Source organism: Desulfofundulus luciae (assembly GCF_030813795.1).
GTDB lineage: Bacteria > Bacillota > Desulfotomaculia > Desulfotomaculales > Desulfovirgulaceae > Desulfofundulus > Desulfofundulus luciae.
The window spans coordinates 25,765-43,050 of the sequence record NZ_JAUSUX010000023.1; the positions used below are offsets into that span (position 1 = coordinate 25,765).

At 53.1% G+C, this 17,286-nt stretch carries 15 protein-coding genes; 5 read left to right on the forward strand and 10 right to left on the reverse strand.

Going from position 1 to position 17,286, the window contains the following annotated elements:
* Nucleotides 1–48: 48 nt before the first annotated feature.
* From J2Z49_RS11900 to argH, 10 genes are all read right to left on the reverse strand, one after another.
* Nucleotides 49–1,230 carry a thiolase family protein gene (locus J2Z49_RS11900; RefSeq protein WP_307403181.1) on the reverse strand — a complete coding sequence of 394 codons (1,182 nt, stop codon included), beginning with the start codon at nt 1,228–1,230 and terminating at the stop codon, nt 49–51.
* 218 nt (nt 1,231–1,448) lie between these two features.
* Complete coding sequence (locus J2Z49_RS11905; RefSeq protein ID WP_307403182.1) at nt 1,449–2,741, reverse strand: TRAP transporter large permease; 1,293 nt, start codon at nt 2,739–2,741, stop codon at nt 1,449–1,451.
* Between the two features lie 41 nt (nt 2,742–2,782).
* Nucleotides 2,783–3,739 carry a hypothetical protein gene (locus J2Z49_RS11910; RefSeq protein ID WP_307403183.1) on the reverse strand — a complete coding sequence of 319 codons (957 nt, stop codon included), beginning with the start codon at nt 3,737–3,739 and terminating at the stop codon, nt 2,783–2,785.
* Between the two features lie 56 nt (nt 3,740–3,795).
* Complete coding sequence (locus J2Z49_RS11915; RefSeq protein WP_307403184.1) at nt 3,796–4,119, reverse strand: hypothetical protein; 324 nt, start codon at nt 4,117–4,119, stop codon at nt 3,796–3,798.
* Nucleotides 4,120–4,188: 69 nt separating this feature from the next.
* A complete protein-coding gene (locus J2Z49_RS11920; RefSeq protein ID WP_307403185.1) occupies nt 4,189–5,523 on the reverse strand; it encodes a hypothetical protein in 1,335 nt (444 codons plus the stop codon).
* Between the two features lie 81 nt (nt 5,524–5,604).
* Nucleotides 5,605–6,486 carry a DUF2148 domain-containing protein gene (locus tag J2Z49_RS11925; RefSeq protein ID WP_307403186.1) on the reverse strand — a complete coding sequence of 294 codons (882 nt, stop codon included), beginning with the start codon at nt 6,484–6,486 and terminating at the stop codon, nt 5,605–5,607.
* 21 nt (nt 6,487–6,507) lie between these two features.
* Complete coding sequence (locus J2Z49_RS11930) at nt 6,508–7,305, reverse strand: DUF2148 domain-containing protein (RefSeq protein ID WP_307403187.1); 798 nt, start codon at nt 7,303–7,305, stop codon at nt 6,508–6,510.
* Nucleotides 7,306–7,567: 262 nt separating this feature from the next.
* Nucleotides 7,568–7,831: a hypothetical protein gene (locus J2Z49_RS11935; protein ID WP_307403188.1), complete on the reverse strand. Its 264-nt coding sequence runs from the start codon at nt 7,829–7,831 to the stop codon at nt 7,568–7,570.
* A gap of 61 nt (nt 7,832–7,892) precedes the next feature.
* Nucleotides 7,893–8,768 (reverse strand): alpha/beta hydrolase, encoded by an 876-nt coding sequence (locus J2Z49_RS11940; protein ID WP_307403189.1) that lies wholly within the window; start codon nt 8,766–8,768, stop codon nt 7,893–7,895.
* A 182-nt stretch (nt 8,769–8,950) separates the two neighbouring features.
* Complete coding sequence (argH, locus tag J2Z49_RS11945; RefSeq protein WP_307403190.1) at nt 8,951–10,327, reverse strand: argininosuccinate lyase; 1,377 nt, start codon at nt 10,325–10,327, stop codon at nt 8,951–8,953.
* 143 nt (nt 10,328–10,470) lie between these two features.
* On the opposite strand from argH, the gene atoS reads away from it, so the two are divergent.
* From atoS to J2Z49_RS11970, 5 genes are all read left to right on the forward strand, one after another.
* Nucleotides 10,471–12,288 carry a two-component system sensor histidine kinase AtoS gene (gene atoS / locus J2Z49_RS11950; RefSeq protein ID WP_307403191.1) on the forward strand — a complete coding sequence of 606 codons (1,818 nt, stop codon included), beginning with the start codon at nt 10,471–10,473 and terminating at the stop codon, nt 12,286–12,288.
* Entirely contained in the window at nt 12,289–13,653 is a 1,365-nt protein-coding gene (locus tag J2Z49_RS11955; RefSeq protein WP_307403192.1) for a sigma-54-dependent transcriptional regulator, read from the forward strand. It begins immediately after the preceding gene.
* 501 nt (nt 13,654–14,154) lie between these two features.
* Nucleotides 14,155–15,072: a sulfite exporter TauE/SafE family protein gene (locus J2Z49_RS11960; RefSeq protein ID WP_307403193.1), complete on the forward strand. Its 918-nt coding sequence runs from the start codon at nt 14,155–14,157 to the stop codon at nt 15,070–15,072.
* Nucleotides 15,072–15,926 (forward strand): TIGR02186 family protein, encoded by an 855-nt coding sequence (locus J2Z49_RS11965; protein ID WP_307403194.1) that lies wholly within the window; start codon nt 15,072–15,074, stop codon nt 15,924–15,926. Before J2Z49_RS11960 ends, J2Z49_RS11965 begins: the two co-directional genes overlap by 1 nt.
* 915 nt (nt 15,927–16,841) lie before the next feature.
* On the forward strand, nt 16,842–17,075 hold the full coding sequence (locus J2Z49_RS11970; protein ID WP_307403195.1) for a hypothetical protein: 234 nt from the start codon (nt 16,842–16,844) through the stop codon (nt 17,073–17,075).
* The last annotated feature ends 211 nt before the right edge of the window (nt 17,076–17,286 follow it).

Below are 17,286 nucleotides of genomic sequence, written 5' to 3' on the forward strand. Positions count from 1 at the left end.
TTAAAAAGCCTCCTTCTCCGGGAAACTTTTATCAAAATTCCAGGTTTTTTATGGTTCATTGCCCAGAATAACAATGCTTTGCGAAGAGAACAAACCGCCGTTACCGGTAACCACGGCATGGGATGCTCCCGGAACCTGGCGAGGTCCCGCCTCACCGCGGAGCTGGCGTACCGCCTCGTTGACGTGGAACATTCCACCCAGGTGGGCCTGGGACAGCAACCCGCCGTGGGTATTCACGGGCAACTCGCCGCCCAGTTCAATGCGCCCTCCTTCCACAAAGGAACCTCCTTCACCGATTTCACAGAAACCCAGTCCCTCCAGCGACATGAGAACGGTAATGGTGAAGCAGTCATAAATCATGGCTACGTCAATGTCCTTGCGCTGGATGCCGGCCATGGCAAAGGCCTTATCCGCGGCCTTGCGGTAAGTCATCAGGAGTTCCCTCAAATTTGGAGCCTGGCTGATGTACTGGTGGGTGGATTCCTGAGCCACGCCCTTGATATATACGGGTTTATGTTTCATGTTGCGGGCCTTTTCTTCACTGGCCACAATAAAAGCCCCGCCGCCGTCGGTAACCAGGCAACAATCCAGCAAGTGCAGGGGTGAAGCAATCATGGGCGAATTCAGGACATCTTCAATGGTAATGGGTTCTTTCTTAAAAGCGTTGGGCATAAGGGCCGCATGCTTGCGCATGGCCACCGCAATGGCCGCCAGCTGCTCGCTCTTGGTACCAAACTCGTGCATGTGACGCTGGGCAAAAAGAGCATAGCCCCCGGGTGTGAGCAAACCATAAGGGTACTCCAGCTCGATATGGGACATCTCCTTGATTAGAGCAATCATACCCTCGCTGGTCAGACCGGTTAGGGTGTTGTCCCCCCGCACGCACAGAATCACGTCAGCCAGGCCGGCATGAATGGCCATGGCAGCCTGGGCCAGCATCCAGGCGGCAGTGGAACCGCCAATGGCCATAGAGGTGTAGTAAAACTGGGGTGCAATGCCAAAATATTCGGCAAAGGTGGTGCAATGCATAAATGTCTGGTCCACGAAGGAAAAGGCGGTAATCACCCCGTTTATGTCTTCTTTACGAATGCCTGCATCTTCAATGGCCAGTTTGGCAGCTTCGGAGTGAAACTGCAGGGAACTCTTCCCAGGGACTTTCCCCTGTTCCGTTTCGCCTATGCCCACAAGGCATGCTCTTCTTTTTTTCAGGAAATCGCGATCCATGTCCATACTCCTCTGCTTTACCCCCTTATATTTCATTTTTAACCTGAGTATAGCCCGTTGGTAGCACCAGCGGTGTTTTGGCCGGTGAACGGTGACTTTTTTTCGGCCAGATGTATCAAAATCAGGGCTAACGGTTCCACCCCTAAAAACTATCTTGTAAGGTTCAAATTAAAAAGGCAGGCCCTCTTACCTTAGCCTGCCCGTTTTATTCTCAGTTTTTATTCTCAGTACTGCACCAGTTTAAGGGGCCATAAGACAAAGCTAGGCGGTAATATGCTGATAATAAACAACACCACCCAGGAAACTAGCAAGAATGGCACTATTTCCCTTCCCAGCCACTCGAACCGTACCCTGGTGATGGTGGATACCACAAACAATACTCCTCCCACCATGGGAGTAAGGAGACCCAAAAGTGAGTTCAGGCAAACCACCAGCCCAAAATGTACCGGATCCAGGCCATACATCAACGCCAGGGGAGCCAGAACGGGCATCATCATCAATATAAGGGGAATTGGCTCCAGGAAAAAACCCATGACCAGCAAAAGTACGTTTATGCATAACAGGAAAACCAAAGGGTTCTTAATGTATTCCTGCAAAAAATTACCTATTATTTGTGGAATGTTTTCGTACGTTAAAAAATAGCCAACTATACTGGAAGCGGCTATAATGATCATTACCGCTCCTGTATTGCGGGCTGCCACCAGGAAAGCGTCCAGCAAATCACGCCAGTACATGCGCCGGTAGATAAAAAGACCACTGACCAGGCTGAGAAAGGCTGCCGCCGCACCGGTTTCCGTTGCCGTAAACCACCCACTCAAAAGCCCGCCCAAGATAAGAAGGGGGATTAGTAAAACAGGCAGGGCCCGGATAAAACTCCGCAAAAGCCCGGTCCACCCTCCTCCAGGGCTAATACGGCCGATATTCGGGTCGCTGCGAACTTTTAAGAAAACCACTGTGATATGGCCAAGCATTACCAGCAAACCAACGGTATAGCCGCCCAGGAAGAGCTTTTCAATGGAAGTGTTGGTAATTGCCCCGTACATAATGTACAGCATGCTGGGCGGAACAATGGCCCCTTTTACCGAAGCGGCAGCAATAATGGCACTGGCCGTACCCGGTGAAAAGCCTTCCTGGCGCAAAAGGGGATAGAGAACGCGGCTCACCGCAGCCGCTTCAGCGTTGGAAGAACCAGCTATCCCCGAAAGCAGGTAGGTTGCTACCTGAGTGGCATAAGCCACACCCCCCCGCCAGCGCCCGATCACCCTGTTGGTCAGGGCAAAAAGTTCTTCCACCAGACCGCACCGGGCCATCAGTTCCCCCGTAAGAATAAAAAGGGGGATGGCCATCATTTCCCAGGTACTCAGCGAGGTATTAAAAATCTGGGTGATGGTAAACAACATTTTCCATTGCTGGGTAAGAACTATGTAGGTAAAGCCGGTGACAATAAATACAAAAGCTACTTCAAGTCCCAAAAAAATGGTAACAAAAAAGACAAGCAGAGAAATCACCACTGCCATGTCTTACCCCCACCCCCCTTATTAGAATTGGTATAAGCAGGCTAGCCAACTACAATAACCACGCTCCCCTTCACGGCAGGCAGATAGGCAGGGAAGCGACCGTGGTTTTCGTAGACAGCGCGGCAAAACTCCTTGACCCGGCGAATTTTTCCGGAAGAAGGGTATGGAATTTCCGCCATTACTTTCTCCGGGTGCTTGTAAGGCAAAACCGGAAGGTTTTTGCGCGTGCCCCATTTGGCTTCCAGGAATGCTTCTATAGCCTCATCCATGGATGGATAATAGGGGACGGTATAAAGATGAATAAGGCAGCCGGGCGTCAGGTAATCCAGCACCATTTCCTGGAGGGGATTTCCCTCGGCCAACTGCAGGCCCATCCACTCTAATCCAAGCCTCTGTACCGTTTTGGCCACGTTGACCATCATAAACCCCTGCTCCACTACCAGCAGGCTTAAAACCCTCTGCTCCAATTCATAAAGAGAAAAATTAAAGGAGTCTTCCTCCAGTTGTGGGGTAAGTAAAGGCAACTCTTCAACGCCTCTGGCCGTGGTATCTACCAGTCGAAAGGGATAGCCTCTAGCAGCATAGATAAAGAGCAGGTTAAGATACTCTATTGTAATGTTGGTAAACGGTATGAGAAAAAGTCTTTCACAGGAGAACAGTTCCCTTTCTTCCGGTTCGCCTACGAGATTAGCAACCAGCTCCCTGGTCGCTGTGGGACCCGGATGGTAAAAAGGCCCCTTTTCCGGCTCGCCCTGGGGGGTGAGAGAAGGTAAACGTCCCTGCAACACAAACCAGGACCGCTCTCCCTGAACCACCAGGAGATCCGTGCTCACGCCGCCACAGGAGGAAGGCCAGGTCCGGCCTTCCCACTGAATCATCCAGGTAAGCCCTTCCCGCGGCGGCAGATCTCCCAACGCCCGGCCGCTGAGACCGGTTGCCGCCCACACCAAAGATCTTACTTCATCTTTCTGCAACCGGCGCCCTCGAAGAACACCCACTCCTGAACCCCACCACCGCATTACGACAGATGACCGGCCGGCCACCGGAGGCATGGTTACCCACCCACACTTCTCTTTCGCCCTTTAGGTCTAGGAACAATTAAGGGGGGAGCGGGTTGTTTTTCCTGGGGTTCCGGTCTCCTGTGCAGGATTACATTGCAGCGGTTGCAGGGGAGTTTGTCAAACACTTCGCGGATAAGGTCCTCATCAATACCCAGTAGTTCTGCAATATCTTCTACACCGAAGTTGTAACGGCACTTCAACCATTTCACGGCCAGCTTCAGGTCCTGATACTGAGTCGGTGAAAGGGGTTCCTCCAGGTTAATATACCCGTCCTTGGCAGTCCGTTTGTTTACAAACATTTCCCGGTCTACACACACAGGAAAACTACCCCCTCTTCTTCCTCCTCCCCACTTCCCAGGCTTACACATACTCACCACCATAAAAATCTAGTAATCCTTGAAAGGGTTCTCCAGTTCCGGATGCCAAAGGGTGAAATGCTGGCGATGGAGATCGGTATAACTGCCCGGAGGGTAATATTTATCGTAAAACTCCAGCTCCAGGTGATGGGCCTGGGCCGTCAGCCTCGAGTACATGGGATCCACAAAAGCAGGAAAACGGCCGTAAGTCTCGTAAATGTAGTTGCATACCGATTTAACCACTTCCACCCGTTCGGGCGTCACTTTTTTCATTTCTCCCCTCACATCATCGGGCGCCAGATAACACATAGCCGCCCCGGCACGCTGGTTTTTGTGCTCGAGAAAAGCATCCACCGCTTCATCCATACTTTTGTAATAGGGGGGACAGTAGGCCTGGTAAAGACCGTCAATTCCTACCGGAATGGATTGGGGAGGATCAGTCAGGCCTTTTTTAGGTGTAATAAAACGAAAGCCCAGCCCCTTGTATGGAGGCACCCCACCCAGGAGGAAGCGGGCTACAAACCCGGTAAAGGTCCAGCCCCCCAGTCCCATGGCCTGCAGGGCTAGATTTATATTCTGGCACATAAAGGCCTGCTCCACTACCAGCATGGTCAATACGCGCATTTCTAATTCAAACAGGGAAAGAACCAGGTCCCGGCGGACCAGCCCTTTCTTCAAGGCTTCTTCCATTCCGGCCGGCCGCCCCCCGTGGAGTTCATCCACGATTAAGAATCCGTACCGGCTGCTGGTAAAGAGAAACAACAGGTTAATATATTCGATGGTCACACTGGTTACCGGAATAAATAAGGTGGTACCGGGTTTATTGGTATTCCAGGCATTAAAGTCAAAGAGTCCCGGCATGCCTTTGGGCAGATCCGCCCTGCCGTCATAAAGCTTCACCCGGCACCTGTCCACCACTTCGAGGATTTTTTCCACCTTTTCTTCAGGTGACATGCCTTCCTTAAAGAGCAAAGCAACTTTTTCCTCGGGATACAAATCCCGTATTTTGACCATATAGGTACCCCGGTCGTTGGTATAAAAAAGCTCCGTACCCTGATTGTTGCAGGAGGAAGGCCACGTCCTCCCCGTTGACTGGACCAGAAGGCCCAGGCCCACCCTGGGAGGCAGGTCGCCCAGCTGGCTTCCCGTCAGGCCTGTGGCTGCCCAAATGAGCAGGGCTTCCTCTATTTCACTTAAAGGAACGGGTTCTCTGGGAGAAGAAAACCCCAGGGCCTCCGATTCAAGAGTCATACCCAACCCAAAGCGCCTGGAACGGCGGTCACCTATGGCCTTGTAAAGAGGGTACTCCAATGCCCGGTAAGCACCTTCGGGTATCTTGCCTCCGCTACTATGGTACTCCTTCATCCCCTCGCCCCCTTAATCCCTTATATGGTGGGGGGAGAGGTAATAGCTACCTCCACCCCCGACTTCCACTGGATTCTCCCTTTATTTGCCGCCCTGCTGCCGGCGCTCCTGCACCTTCTGCCTGATCTGAGCCGTAACCTCGGCAAACTTGGCCCCGGCCGCCTTGCGCTTATTTTCGTATTCTTCGTCATAAACGTGTGCACAGTAAATTCCCTTAGCCTGCCAGGCGGGATCTGTCTTGGTTAAGGGCCGCCCGCGGCCGTTAAAGCCGGCAAAGTGGGTGGGGAAGCAACGCCACAGATCGCCGTAGATATCTTCCAGGCTAAAGGTTCCCTTCATGGTTGGCCTGTTGTACCACTCGTCCCAGGTACCCAGGCGCCACGGCCCTACGGAAATGCCCAGGGCCTGCATGCAACCGTCGAGATAACCGCAGGCCACGGCCATGGAACCAAAGGAGGTGTGGATGCGGGTGGGTACTCCCATTTCATACACCGCCGCCGCTGCGGTCACCACGGCAATGCCGAAATCCTGCAAGAGCCACATGCAGCATGGGCCACCTTGAGCCGTACCCCGCCCCCGGGTGGGACCTTCCCGGACTTCCCTGGCGTGTTTATTGAACTCCCCGCAGGTGGCAAAACCGCAGGCACCGCAATTCCACCCCAGGTGAGAACGGGTGGCATCGGTCCCCATTACCAGGATGGCCATGGGCTCGTCGTTTTTGATCACCTCATCTAATCCCTTCCAGTCACCGTACATATACATGTTCAGGCGACCGTCATCCCCGCACAACGGTAAAATGGCATCCCGGATATTGGCGATATCTTCTCCGGTTAGAATGACGCTCTTTATATTGGAGGGTCCTCCGCAAATGCGCTGGGCACCCTCACCGGCAGCAGCAGCCAGCCGGGCAATGTCCACCAGAATTTTCTCCTTTTCCGCTTTGGTCAGCTCCAGTATGGCCATTCTTCAGCCCTCCCCGAAAACTTATTCCTGCTCCGGCTCGAGTGCTCCCTGGCCGGACTTTTCAGGCGGATACCAGCTCCGCTGATCGTACCAGTAGACCATACGCGCCAAGATGTACTGCTTGCGCAGCGTGCTGTAGACCCGCTCCAGGTTTAGCACATGATAGTCGGGAAGGATATCCACGAAGGGGTTCTTGTTGCGGGCTGCCAGCAAGATCCCCACCACGAACTGGGACTTGGGACAGTAGCCCAGCTTCTGGGCAGCCACGCTGACACTGAATAAAGGCATGGCATCAATAAAGAGCCTGCGGGCCATGAGCAAAGCCGAACCCACCGCGTGGCCGTGATCCAGCACTTTAAAACCGCATAGAGGACCGTTAACCAGCTTGTTGGGATCCGGCTCTTCGTCCACCAGATCAATAAGTGCCCCGGCTTTGGTTACCCGCTTCGCATACAGGTCGTAACACGAGGGCTTACCCGTACAAAGGCCGCAGCCGCTGTCCAGGGGATATTCGGCAGCCCGGTAGTTGCCAATTAATAGGACGGCATCGGCCTCGCGTACCATGACCGCTTCGGAAAAGAGCCGGTTGCGCCAGATCTTTGCCTTGCGCATCCGTCCCAGTTCCTCCACCTTGCGGGCCAGGACCTCCTGCTCTTCCTCCCCGTAAACGATTTCCACCTCCACCTGGTCAATGCCGCCTCCCCGGGGAGAAGTAATGGCTGCCGCGGCCATGAGCTTGGCCGCCTCCACTACCACGTCTTTTCTGGCCAGATCCTGGGGAGAGTATTCTGGAAATTCCTTGAGATAGATGCGTGGCATGGGGTTAACCTCCTTACATGTTATTTAACTGTTAATATCGAATCTTGTTAATCATCGCAATTTTCTGCTAAAAACTTGTCTCCCTTCGCTGTACTCCTCTCACCCTGCCTCTCCTTTTCCTACCACCCCTTTCTTCTTTTCCCGCAGCCTCCCGGAAACTCCGCCCAACTACTTGCCACCCACGGATTGCTTTTACTTGTATCACAAACACAAAGAAACGGGCGCATCTATTGGCCAAGCGTTTGTTTTTCTCCGCTAACGGTTAATAAATAAAAGTGGGCGGTAGCATTTTCGGAAAAAACATTCTCCTTTTCGCCACCAGCTTTGTCTGCCAGCCGTGTAAAATAAAACCAATCCGTTCGAAATCTCTGCTCTGTAATACCATACCACATTCAATCGTTTTATCACGGTATCTTATCCCTAATGGTGTAAAAATGGCGGTAAAAGGTGTTAAAGACACCCTTACCGGTAAAATTTCCGCAGCAACCCCAGCGGACAGCCATCGCCTTATATGCCCTGGTTCCACGGAACAACCTGCCGGCCGGCGCCTTATTTTTTACCACAGGCCTTCCCCGCCTGAACCATAATCAAGAATAACAGTTAATTTCTGGTGGTAACCACTGTTTAAACCATTCATAGGCAAAAGCCATGGTCTGTTCAAAATATAAATTATAAACATCAAAATGTTTGGCACCCTTTACCACGCAAAGGCGCTTGGGTTCCCTGGCCCGATCGTACATTCTTACAGTTTGTTCGGGACGGATAAGTACGTCTTTTTCGGCATAAATAATCTGCAGGGGACGCGGGGCAATTTTATCCACTACTTCTTCGGGCTTGTATTCCAGAATATGTTCCACGGAATCCAGGGTTATTTCCACTTTGGGGGCCGATTTAAAAAATTCCTGTGTATCCGGATCTGGAAGCATAACATATAAGCGATCGACATATTTTGACTTACCGGTTAAAACCTTCTGCACCCGGTGCTCGTATACTTCCTTTAAGAAATCTTCCCATTCCCAATTGCGGCGCAGGCTACGCAACCAGTGCTCACCATGCCCCACAGGCACGGTGGCCACCGTACATTTCACCCGCTGATCAATGGCTGCCGCATAAATTACATTGGCCCCCCCAAAGCTGGCTCCATACAGGCCTATTTTCTCGGGGTCCACACCGGGCTGCTGCTGAAGGAAGGTAATGGCGTTACGGATATCCTGCACCTGTTCCATGGGAACCAGCCTCCCCCTGGTTCCCTCGCTCCCACCAAAACCACGATAGTCAAAACAAAGGGTCATATACCCCTTCCCGACCAAATACTGGCATACTTCTACCGAGGTGGTTTCTTTTACCCCTCCAAAGCCGTGGCACACCACCACACCGGGCCTTTTTGAGCCCTCATTGCCTCCATACAATATCCCTTCCAGCTTCATCCCTTCGCTAAAAAAATAAACCTTTTGACCGTTCATAGAAAAAATCCCACTCCCATACCTTTACTTTTTAAATAAAACGATAAACTACCTGACTGGGTAACGGGCCTTTTAAGGTGGAAGTGTGGGAATAAAACGGCCAAAGGCTAATAACGGGTTCTTAATGGACATTACCTTGCCAAGTCCAGGGCGCGGCAGCGGTAGCGCATGACACCGCCATTTTAATTCTCCAGCCCAGCCCGGGCGCGCAAGATAGCCTGCCGCACCGCTTCGGGTGCCGGTCCCCCCAGCACCCGCCGGGCGGCCACGCACTGCCTGATATCAATGGCCCGGTAGACATCTTCTTCAACCCGGGGGGCAAAATGCCTGAACTCCTCCAGGGACAGTTCTTCCAGGGATTTACCCCGGGACAGGCAGTAGTAAACCAGTTTGCCTGCTTGTTCATGGGCTTCCCGGAAGGGTACGCCTTTTTTCACCAGGTAGTCCGCCAGGTCGGTGGCGTTGGTGAAGCCCCCCCTTGCCGCCCCGGCCATATTTTCCGGGCGCACCTTTAAACTGGCCACCATGGGCGTGAAAACCCTCAGGCACTTTTTGACCGTATCCACGGCATCAAAAAGTGCTTCTTTATCTTCCTGCATGTCCTTATTGTAAGCCAGGGGTAACCCTTTAAGCATGGTCAAAAGGGTCATTAAATCGCCAAATACCCGGCCGGCTTTGCCCCGGGTCAACTCCGCCACATCGGGGTTCTTTTTCTGGGGCATCATGCTGCTGCCGGTGCTGTAGGCATCATCCAGCTCCACAAAGGCAAACTCTGCAGAAGACCAGAGGATAATCTCTTCACAAAAGCGGCTCAAGTGCACCATGATCAAGGCTGCGGCAGCCGTAAATTCCACCGCAAAGTCCCGGTCGCTGACGGCATCCAGGCTATTTTCCGCCACGGCAGCAAAACCAAGTTGTTCGGCCACGTAGGCCGGATCTATGGGAAAGGTGGTGCCGGCCAGGGCCCCTGCGCCCAGGGGCAGGACATCCGTACGCCGCCGGCAGTCCTGCAGCCTGTCCACATCCCGCCCGAACATCTGCACGTAAGCCATTAAATGGTGGGCCAGGGTGATTGGCTGGGCCCGCTGCAGGTGGGTGTAGCCGGGCATGACCGTATCCAGGTGATTTTCGGCCAGATCCAGCAGAGTTTCCTGCAACTGCTTGAGGAGAGCGATAATGGCGTCAATTTCTTCCTTGAGATACATGCGCACGTCCAGGGCCACCTGGTCGTTGCGGCTGCGGGCGGTGTGAAGCTTTTTCCCCACCGGACCGATGCGCTCGGTAAGCAACTGTTCTATATTCATGTGAATGTCCTCGGCGGCCACCGAAAACTGCACCCGGCCCTCCTCAATATCGGCCAGGATCTCTTCCAGGCCCTTTATGATTGCCTGCGCCTCTTCCGGAGCAATAATCCCCTGTTTGGCCAGCATACGGGCATGGGCCATGCTGCCCCGTATATCATAACGGTACAACCGCTGATCAAAGGAAATGGAAGAATGAAAGTCGTCCACCAGGTGGTCCGTAGCCTTTTGAAAGCGTCCTCCCCACAGTTTGGTCACTGAAAACACTCCTCAAAAAACGAATCATTTTCGCCTTTCATAATATCATGCCCGTACCGGAATGAAAAGCATGCCCCGGTAAACTCTGCAGGGTATTGAAGCCTGCGCAATAAGGTAGTATGCTTAAATGCGGGGGATGCAACATGATTTTTCAAAAAAGGGGTTTTAAAAACCAGATCCTGGTCTTAATTGCCCTGCTTCTGGTTTTACCCATTGTGCTGGCAGGATATATGTTAAACGTCATACACAACACCCAGTTAAGCATGATAGAAAGCCAGAAGAAAAAAATAGCAAAAGCCATGGAGCTTCTGGATGCCAGCTTGACCACATCCTTTGACGATCTTTTGACCAGAGCGAATGCTGCCCAGGCCCCCCGCCGGGACAAAGTGAAATTACTAAACCGGCAACTAAAACCGCTGATTGCAAAAATAAAGGAGAACTACCCGGAACTGGAACTGGGATTCTATTCCCGCGACCTGGATGTTATTCTGGACGGCGATGAAAACAGTTATGGCGAGAATTTCTCAAAGCGGCGTAAGCGGGCCTTTGACGAAACCATCAGCACCAGCAAACCGGTAGTGGAAACCCTGGGTCTTTCCGAGGGGGGACAGCTGGAGATGTACCGGCCCCTGATGCGCCATGGGAAAGTCATCGGTGCCGTCTGGGCCACGGAAAATCTCTCCGTACTCTACCGGCGGGTAGACCAGGTGCAGCGGGACGCCTACCTGGTTATTGCCGTAGGCGTGGTGGTGGGACTTGGGGGCGCCTTTGCCCTCATCCGGAACCTGGTGGCGGCTGTAAACCAGGTCAAAACAGGGGTCCAGTTGCTGGAAACGGACCTCACCTACGTCCTGCCTCCTGCCACCGGTGAACTGGGGGAGATCACCGAAGCCATCAACCACCTGGCCACCAAACTGGTGAACGTGCAGAATTACAATGAAATTATCCTGGCCAGCATTGACGACGGCATCCTGGCTGTAGACCTGCGTGCAGTGCTCATTGGGGTCAATGCCGCGGCAAAACGCATACTCGGCCTGCCGGAAGACTGCCTGGATAAACCCCTGGGAGAAACCTTCCCACCGGATTCCCCCTTCTATAATTACCTGACAACCGCACTGCACGAGCATCGCCTGGTAAAAGACCAGGAAGTGCTGCACCCTGCCGGCGAAGGGAAGACGCTGCATCTTTTGATCAGCACCAACCTGATGACCAACATCCGCCGGGAGATCATAGGAGTGGTACTGACCTGCCGGGATATCACCGACAGGGTGCACCTGGAAGAACAAATCCGGCGCCAGGAACGGCTGGCCTCCCTGGGCAAGCTGGTGGCCGGTGTGGCGCATGAAATCCGCAATCCTTTAACGTCTATCAGCGGCTATATTCAATTCTGGCAGAAAAATCCCACCCCCTCTCCTCGCTCGCTCTCTATCATCCAGCGGGAAATCAACCGGTTAAACACCATTGTAGATAAGCTGCTGCATTTTGCCAGGCCAGCCCAGGCCGTTTTCGGTGCCCACGACGTCAACCTGCTGGTCAACCGGGTAGCCCAGTTTTTCCAGGATGCTCATAATTCAGAGGTTGAAATCAAAAGAGAATTAACCGGAGATCTTCCACCGGCCTGGATGGACCCAAGCCAGATGGAACAGGTCCTCTACAACGTCCTGTACAACGCCGCCCAGGCTATGTCCGGCAGGGGAACAATTATCGTTTCTACAGAACTTGAGGCAGAAAAAAATATGGTTTTAGTAAAGGTAAAGGACTCGGGACGGGGTATACCACCGGAAATCATGCCCCACCTGTTTGACCCCTTTTTTACCACCAGGCCCAGGGGAGTGGGTCTGGGATTGGCCATTGCCTATGAAATAATCCGTGCCCATGGCGGGGAAATAGAGCTGGAAAGCCAGCTCGGACAGGGCACTACCTGCAAAATTTACATTCCCGTGGCAAAGGAGGAAGGATAAATGGCACTGGTGCTGGTGGTAGACGACGAAGAAAGTGTCTGCGAATTTTTAACTGAAGTGCTGGAAGATGCCGGATACCGCGTCCAGACAGCCCAGGATGGCCCGCGAGCATTAGAATTAATTAGCCAGAACCCACCCGATGCCGTCTTGCTGGACATCCGCATGCCAGAACTGGACGGCATGCAGGTAATGGACCGGATTCAGCAACAGGACAACCGCCTGCCGGTAATCCTGATGACTGCCTTCGGCACTACCGAAATGGCCATTCAGGCCATGAAAGCCGGTGCCTTTGACTATATTATCAAGCCCTTTAACCTGGACGAGCTGGTCCTGACGGTAAAAAAGGCCGTAACCATGAGACAACTGGCCATGGAAGTAGAAGCCTTGCGGGAAGGCCGTACGCCGGAACCCCTCTCCATGGAAACCATGATTGGACAGTCGCCGGCCATGCAGGCAGTTTACAAAAACATCGGCCGGGTGGCGGCAAGCAACGTCACGGTGCTCATTCAAGGAGAAAGCGGAACGGGCAAGGAACTGGTAGCCCGGGCCATTCATAACAACAGCAGCCGGCGGGACGGCCCTTTCATTAAAATAAATTGTGCCGCCATACCGGAAAACCTGATGGAAAGCGAACTCTTTGGCCACGAAAAAGGTGCCTTTACTGGAGCCGGGGCCAGGAAACCCGGCAAATTCGAACTGGCCCACCGGGGAACCATCTTCTTAGATGAAATCGGAGAACTGAGCCTGGCCACCCAGGCCAAGTTGTTGCGGGTGTTGCAGGAAAAGGAATTTGAACGGGTTGGAGGCACGGAAATCATCCGGGTGGATGTACGGATACTGGCAGCCACCAACAAGGACCTGGAACATTGCGTTCAGGAAGGAACCTTCCGGGAAGATCTCTACTTTCGCCTGAAGGTTGTGACCATCTGGCTTCCTCCTTTAAGGGAGAGAATGGAAGACGTTCCGGTACTGGCCCGGGCCTTTTTGCAAAAGTACAGCCGGGAGCAGAACAAAATCGTGACTGATTTTTCTCCCGAGGCAATGGCCCTATTAATGCAGTATGACTGGCCGGGAAATGTGCGGGAGTTAAGAAATATTTGTGAGCAGGCAGTAGTAATGACGAGAGGACCAGTCATCCTGCCGGAAGACCTGCCCCATTCGCTGCGGTTTCCTCAACACGAGCTCAAAGAAAACATCATCAAACCGGGTATGACCTTAAAGGAAATCGTAGCCGACGTGGAGCGGCGGGTAATTTTAAAGGCCCTGCAGGAACACAACTGGAACCGGACCGCCACTGCCCGGGCTCTGGGTTTAAACCGGCGGTCCCTGTATGCCAAAATGAAGGAGCACGGATTATTATCCTGAACCCCGTGAAGAGAGTCACAAAAACAAGCACCAGCCAGTCATTTCCCTGAGCTAAAGTGACATTCCAAAAGACCCTGGTGGGCAATTTTTGCCCACCAGTGGGCAGAAATTGCCCACGTCATAACCGGCCGGATGGCAGAACACAGCCGTCCGGCCTTGATTTTTCCGGATATTTGCCGGGCAACCGGTCATGCCTTCTCTGGCATCGTCATTGCTTCTCGAAATGTGCAACAAGGAACAAAAGAGAGGGGGTGTATAGCCAGGGTCCATTTACGAACCTGCAGGGCAGGAACTATTCAGCCGGTATTTATGACTTTCGGCGTACCTTTACGGGCGGCGGTTTTCCTTCGTTTTGCCGGTGTTCACAGGTACAGTTGCCGCCTTTTGCCATCTTTGTTTCACCCCACCCAGCGGGGTTTTGTAATCACCCTTTTAGTGAATGCGCTTACAAGAACGTCCGGAACTTACCTTCATTCTTCCGCATCAAGGGGGAAGAAAAAAATGAGCATTTTTTTGCCCATCGCCGGCGTACAAATGAGCGTTTACATGGTACTGGGACTGGGCGGCCTGGTCGGCCTGTTATCCGGCCTGTTCGGGGTGGGCGGAGGTTTTTTGTTAACTCCTCTTTTAATGATGGCCGGAATACCACCGGCAGTGGCCGCGGCCAGCGACACCAACCAGATTGTGGCTGCCTCCATTTCGGGAACCTGCGCCCACCTGCAGGCCGGCAACGTCGATTTTAAGCTGGGACTGATCATGGTTGCCGGAGGACTTGCCGGCGGCACTGCCGGCACGGCATTGGTCCGCCTTTTAAGACAGATGGGAAATTTTGAATTTACCCTGAAAATCGTTTATGTAATCATGCTCCTGGTCATAGGCAGCTTCATGTTCATGGAAAGCTTTAACGCCCTGCGAAAAAAAGGAACTGCTCCCCAAACACAGGTTAACAAATCCCGGGAGTCGTCCCTGCTCAACCGCCTCCCCCTGAAAGCTTATTTCCCGGTTTCCGGGATTGAGTGCTCCATGATCTCACTGTTCGGGCTGGGTTTTCTCATTGGCGTACTGGCAGCTTTAATGGGCGTCGGCGGCGGGTTTATCATGCTCCCGGTGATGATCTACATCCTGGGTATTCCAACATTAAAGGCCGTGGGCACCAGTTTGTTTACGGTGCTATTTACTGCCGCCAATGTCACCCTGGTCCAGGCCATGGTAAACAGAACGGTGGACGTAATCCTGGCTCTCCTGCTACTTCTGGGGTCGGCCGTCGGCGCCCAGTTGGGGGCACGCATTGGCCGCAGGTTAAAGGCAGAACAGTTGCGCATCGTTTTTTCCCTGATTGTGCTGGGAGTAATGGTCAAAATGGCTCACGACCTGCTGGCCACTCCCTCCAGCCTGATTGTACTGGGAGGTGGGCATTAATGTCGGCAAAAGCAGTAACCTGCCTGGTCATCGCAGCCCTGCTGCTGGCATTGAGTATCCCCGCATGGGCCGGGGTAGTGAACGTAGCTGCCAGTCCCGACCGCATTGATGTGGGGCTGAATTTCAGCGGGCAGAAGGTATCCATTTCAGGAACCGCCCCTCGGGACAGCGATATCTACGTTAAACTGGTTTCGCCCGCAACAGACGTCAAGTTAAACAAAAAAGGCAGGTTTGGATTTCTATGGATGAATGCAAGTCATGCCACAGTCCGCAATATCCCTGGAATGTACCTGGTCTATTCCTCAGCACCGTTAGAGCAATTAAGCCCGGCATTGCAGGAGAGAATGGGTATCGATCCAGACTTCCAGGCAGTCCGGGACAAAGCCATCATCGAGGAGACTGCAGGCAATCAAACCCGTACGCTTACGGGTCTACAGGGCAAGGATTACCTGGATGCGCTGTTCAACATGTACGAGAAAAGTGGGCTGTACCGGGTTAAGGAAAATGCCATCCAGCGGGAAGGCAACCAGTTTCACCTGACCGTCACACTGCCCGGCTCGGCGGCACAGGGAGAAACCGTGGTTACCGCCTACGCAGTCAGGAACGGCCAGATCCTGGACGCCTCCAGGAGCACCCTGCATATTCGCCCGGTGGGAGTGGTCCGCTGGGAGAGGACTACAGCACAAACCAACGGCCTGCTTTATGGCACCTGTGCAGTCTTAATTGCCCTGGCTGCCGGCCTAATAATCAACTTCTTATTTCATTTCCTGGAAAAACGCTTTGCTGTGTTGATAAGCAAGCTGGCAGGGAAATTACCGGCAGAAAGGAGGGAAGTTTCCACAGAAATCCACTGAGATCGGGTTATCAAGTTCATCGGTACCCTGCAGGTATTTTCCATAAAATTTTATCTTATGGAGACCTCACCCTTAAAAACACCAGCTTTACGGCAGCGGCCTTCTGGTGGCCTGCCCGGCGGTCATGGGGATTAACCCGGAAACGGCGAATATTTGACGTGTGACCTCACACTCCTTTTAGGTTTGCTTTTGGTTTTTTTAGGGCGAGGTCTCATTTCTTTTTTCTAGCAACCCTCGTACCGGGCTCAAGCCAACGTAACTGTCAACTCCATCACCCCCTAACTCGGCCTGGTCAGGCCAATATGCTCAAGTAGCTTTCTTATGTCCAAGACCTGGTATTGTTTGAGATTTTCACTTTCCATCAAAACAATGACATAATGGTAACCCGGGTAAGTGAATACCCCGTGGCTACCGCCTCTTTTCCGCATGGTGTTTCACGGCGCACCCCATGCCCGTACGGCCCCTGGCACAAGACATGCGATGGCCGATGCTGCTTTGCTCTCCCTGATGCGCGTGGCCTCCCCCGTGGCTAAGAAGCTGAGCTCCCCCGCAGCTTCAGTTCCTGCATAATCAACCCGACCTCCATGGTCTTACCCAAGCCCACCTCATCGGCCTGGAGGTAGCGCACTGGTCACCGGAAACGGTCCTGGACAACGCATCTATCCGGTGAAGCAGCGGGATTACGGAAGCCTCAAAAGGGGCAAGCAATGCACCTTTAGCCAGAGCCTTCATGATGCGGGTCGCAGCCGCATCGTAAAGCAATAGAGGGCGTTGAGAAACGGGGTGTGGTCCTCGAGGAGCTTAAGCCAATCGGCCCGCACGTACACCACAGCATCCTGAAGGGGCAGCCAAACGCGGTAGCACTTCTTACCCCGGAGCGAAGGATGCGGCAGGTCTGGCTATAATCTGGAAGATATGCCTAATCACCCGCCTTCAAAGTCGATTCCTCCAGTGGCGGGGCAAAACGATCACGCCAGCGACGAGCTTGTAGCAGTAGCCATCTTCAAGGGGCTCTTTAAGACTAATTATCAACAGCACCTTTTCGTCCCGCTCAATATCGGCCGCCTCGAAAAAAGGATAATATCCATGAGGAAGTGCGATAAAGCGGTTCCTCCAAAAAGGATCTGTTATACCCTCCAGCCCAAGTAAGTCCCTTCTGCCCCACCACAAACACAACCTTGTGACCCGGCACGGCCAGAGCGGGAAAAGCGAAAGCTAGAATTAATATCAAAAAGGCCAGCAAGGTGGTTGTCTTGCGCGTTCATGCCAGTCTGCCCCATCGCCGCCAATGTAGATCTTTTGGACCCGGCTTAAATCCCATTTCCCCCCGATCTCGGCATAACCTTCTTCCCAGGCTGCC

What these genes read in the sequence shown, in the direction of transcription:
- J2Z49_RS11960 (WP_307403193.1), top strand. Translation starts at nt 14,155, where the DNA reads ATGAGCATTTTTTTGCCCATCGCCGGCGTACAAATGAGCGTTTACATG.
- J2Z49_RS11905 (WP_307403182.1), bottom strand. Translation starts at nt 2,741, where the DNA reads ATGGCAGTGGTGATTTCTCTGCTTGTCTTTTTTGTTACCATTTTTTTG.
- atoS (WP_307403191.1), top strand. Translation starts at nt 10,471, where the DNA reads ATGATTTTTCAAAAAAGGGGTTTTAAAAACCAGATCCTGGTCTTAATT.
- J2Z49_RS11940 (WP_307403189.1), bottom strand. Translation starts at nt 8,768, where the DNA reads ATGAACGGTCAAAAGGTTTATTTTTTTAGCGAAGGGATGAAGCTGGAA.
- J2Z49_RS11925 (WP_307403186.1), bottom strand. Translation starts at nt 6,486, where the DNA reads ATGGCCATACTGGAGCTGACCAAAGCGGAAAAGGAGAAAATTCTGGTG.
- J2Z49_RS11900 (WP_307403181.1), bottom strand. Translation starts at nt 1,230, where the DNA reads ATGGACATGGATCGCGATTTCCTGAAAAAAAGAAGAGCATGCCTTGTG.
- J2Z49_RS11965 (WP_307403194.1), top strand. Translation starts at nt 15,072, where the DNA reads ATGTCGGCAAAAGCAGTAACCTGCCTGGTCATCGCAGCCCTGCTGCTG.
- J2Z49_RS11930 (WP_307403187.1), bottom strand. Translation starts at nt 7,305, where the DNA reads ATGCCACGCATCTATCTCAAGGAATTTCCAGAATACTCTCCCCAGGAT.
- J2Z49_RS11970 (WP_307403195.1), top strand. Translation starts at nt 16,842, where the DNA reads ATGCCTAATCACCCGCCTTCAAAGTCGATTCCTCCAGTGGCGGGGCAA.
- J2Z49_RS11920 (WP_307403185.1), bottom strand. Translation starts at nt 5,523, where the DNA reads ATGAAGGAGTACCATAGTAGCGGAGGCAAGATACCCGAAGGTGCTTAC.
- J2Z49_RS11955 (WP_307403192.1), top strand. Translation starts at nt 12,289, where the DNA reads ATGGCACTGGTGCTGGTGGTAGACGACGAAGAAAGTGTCTGCGAATTT.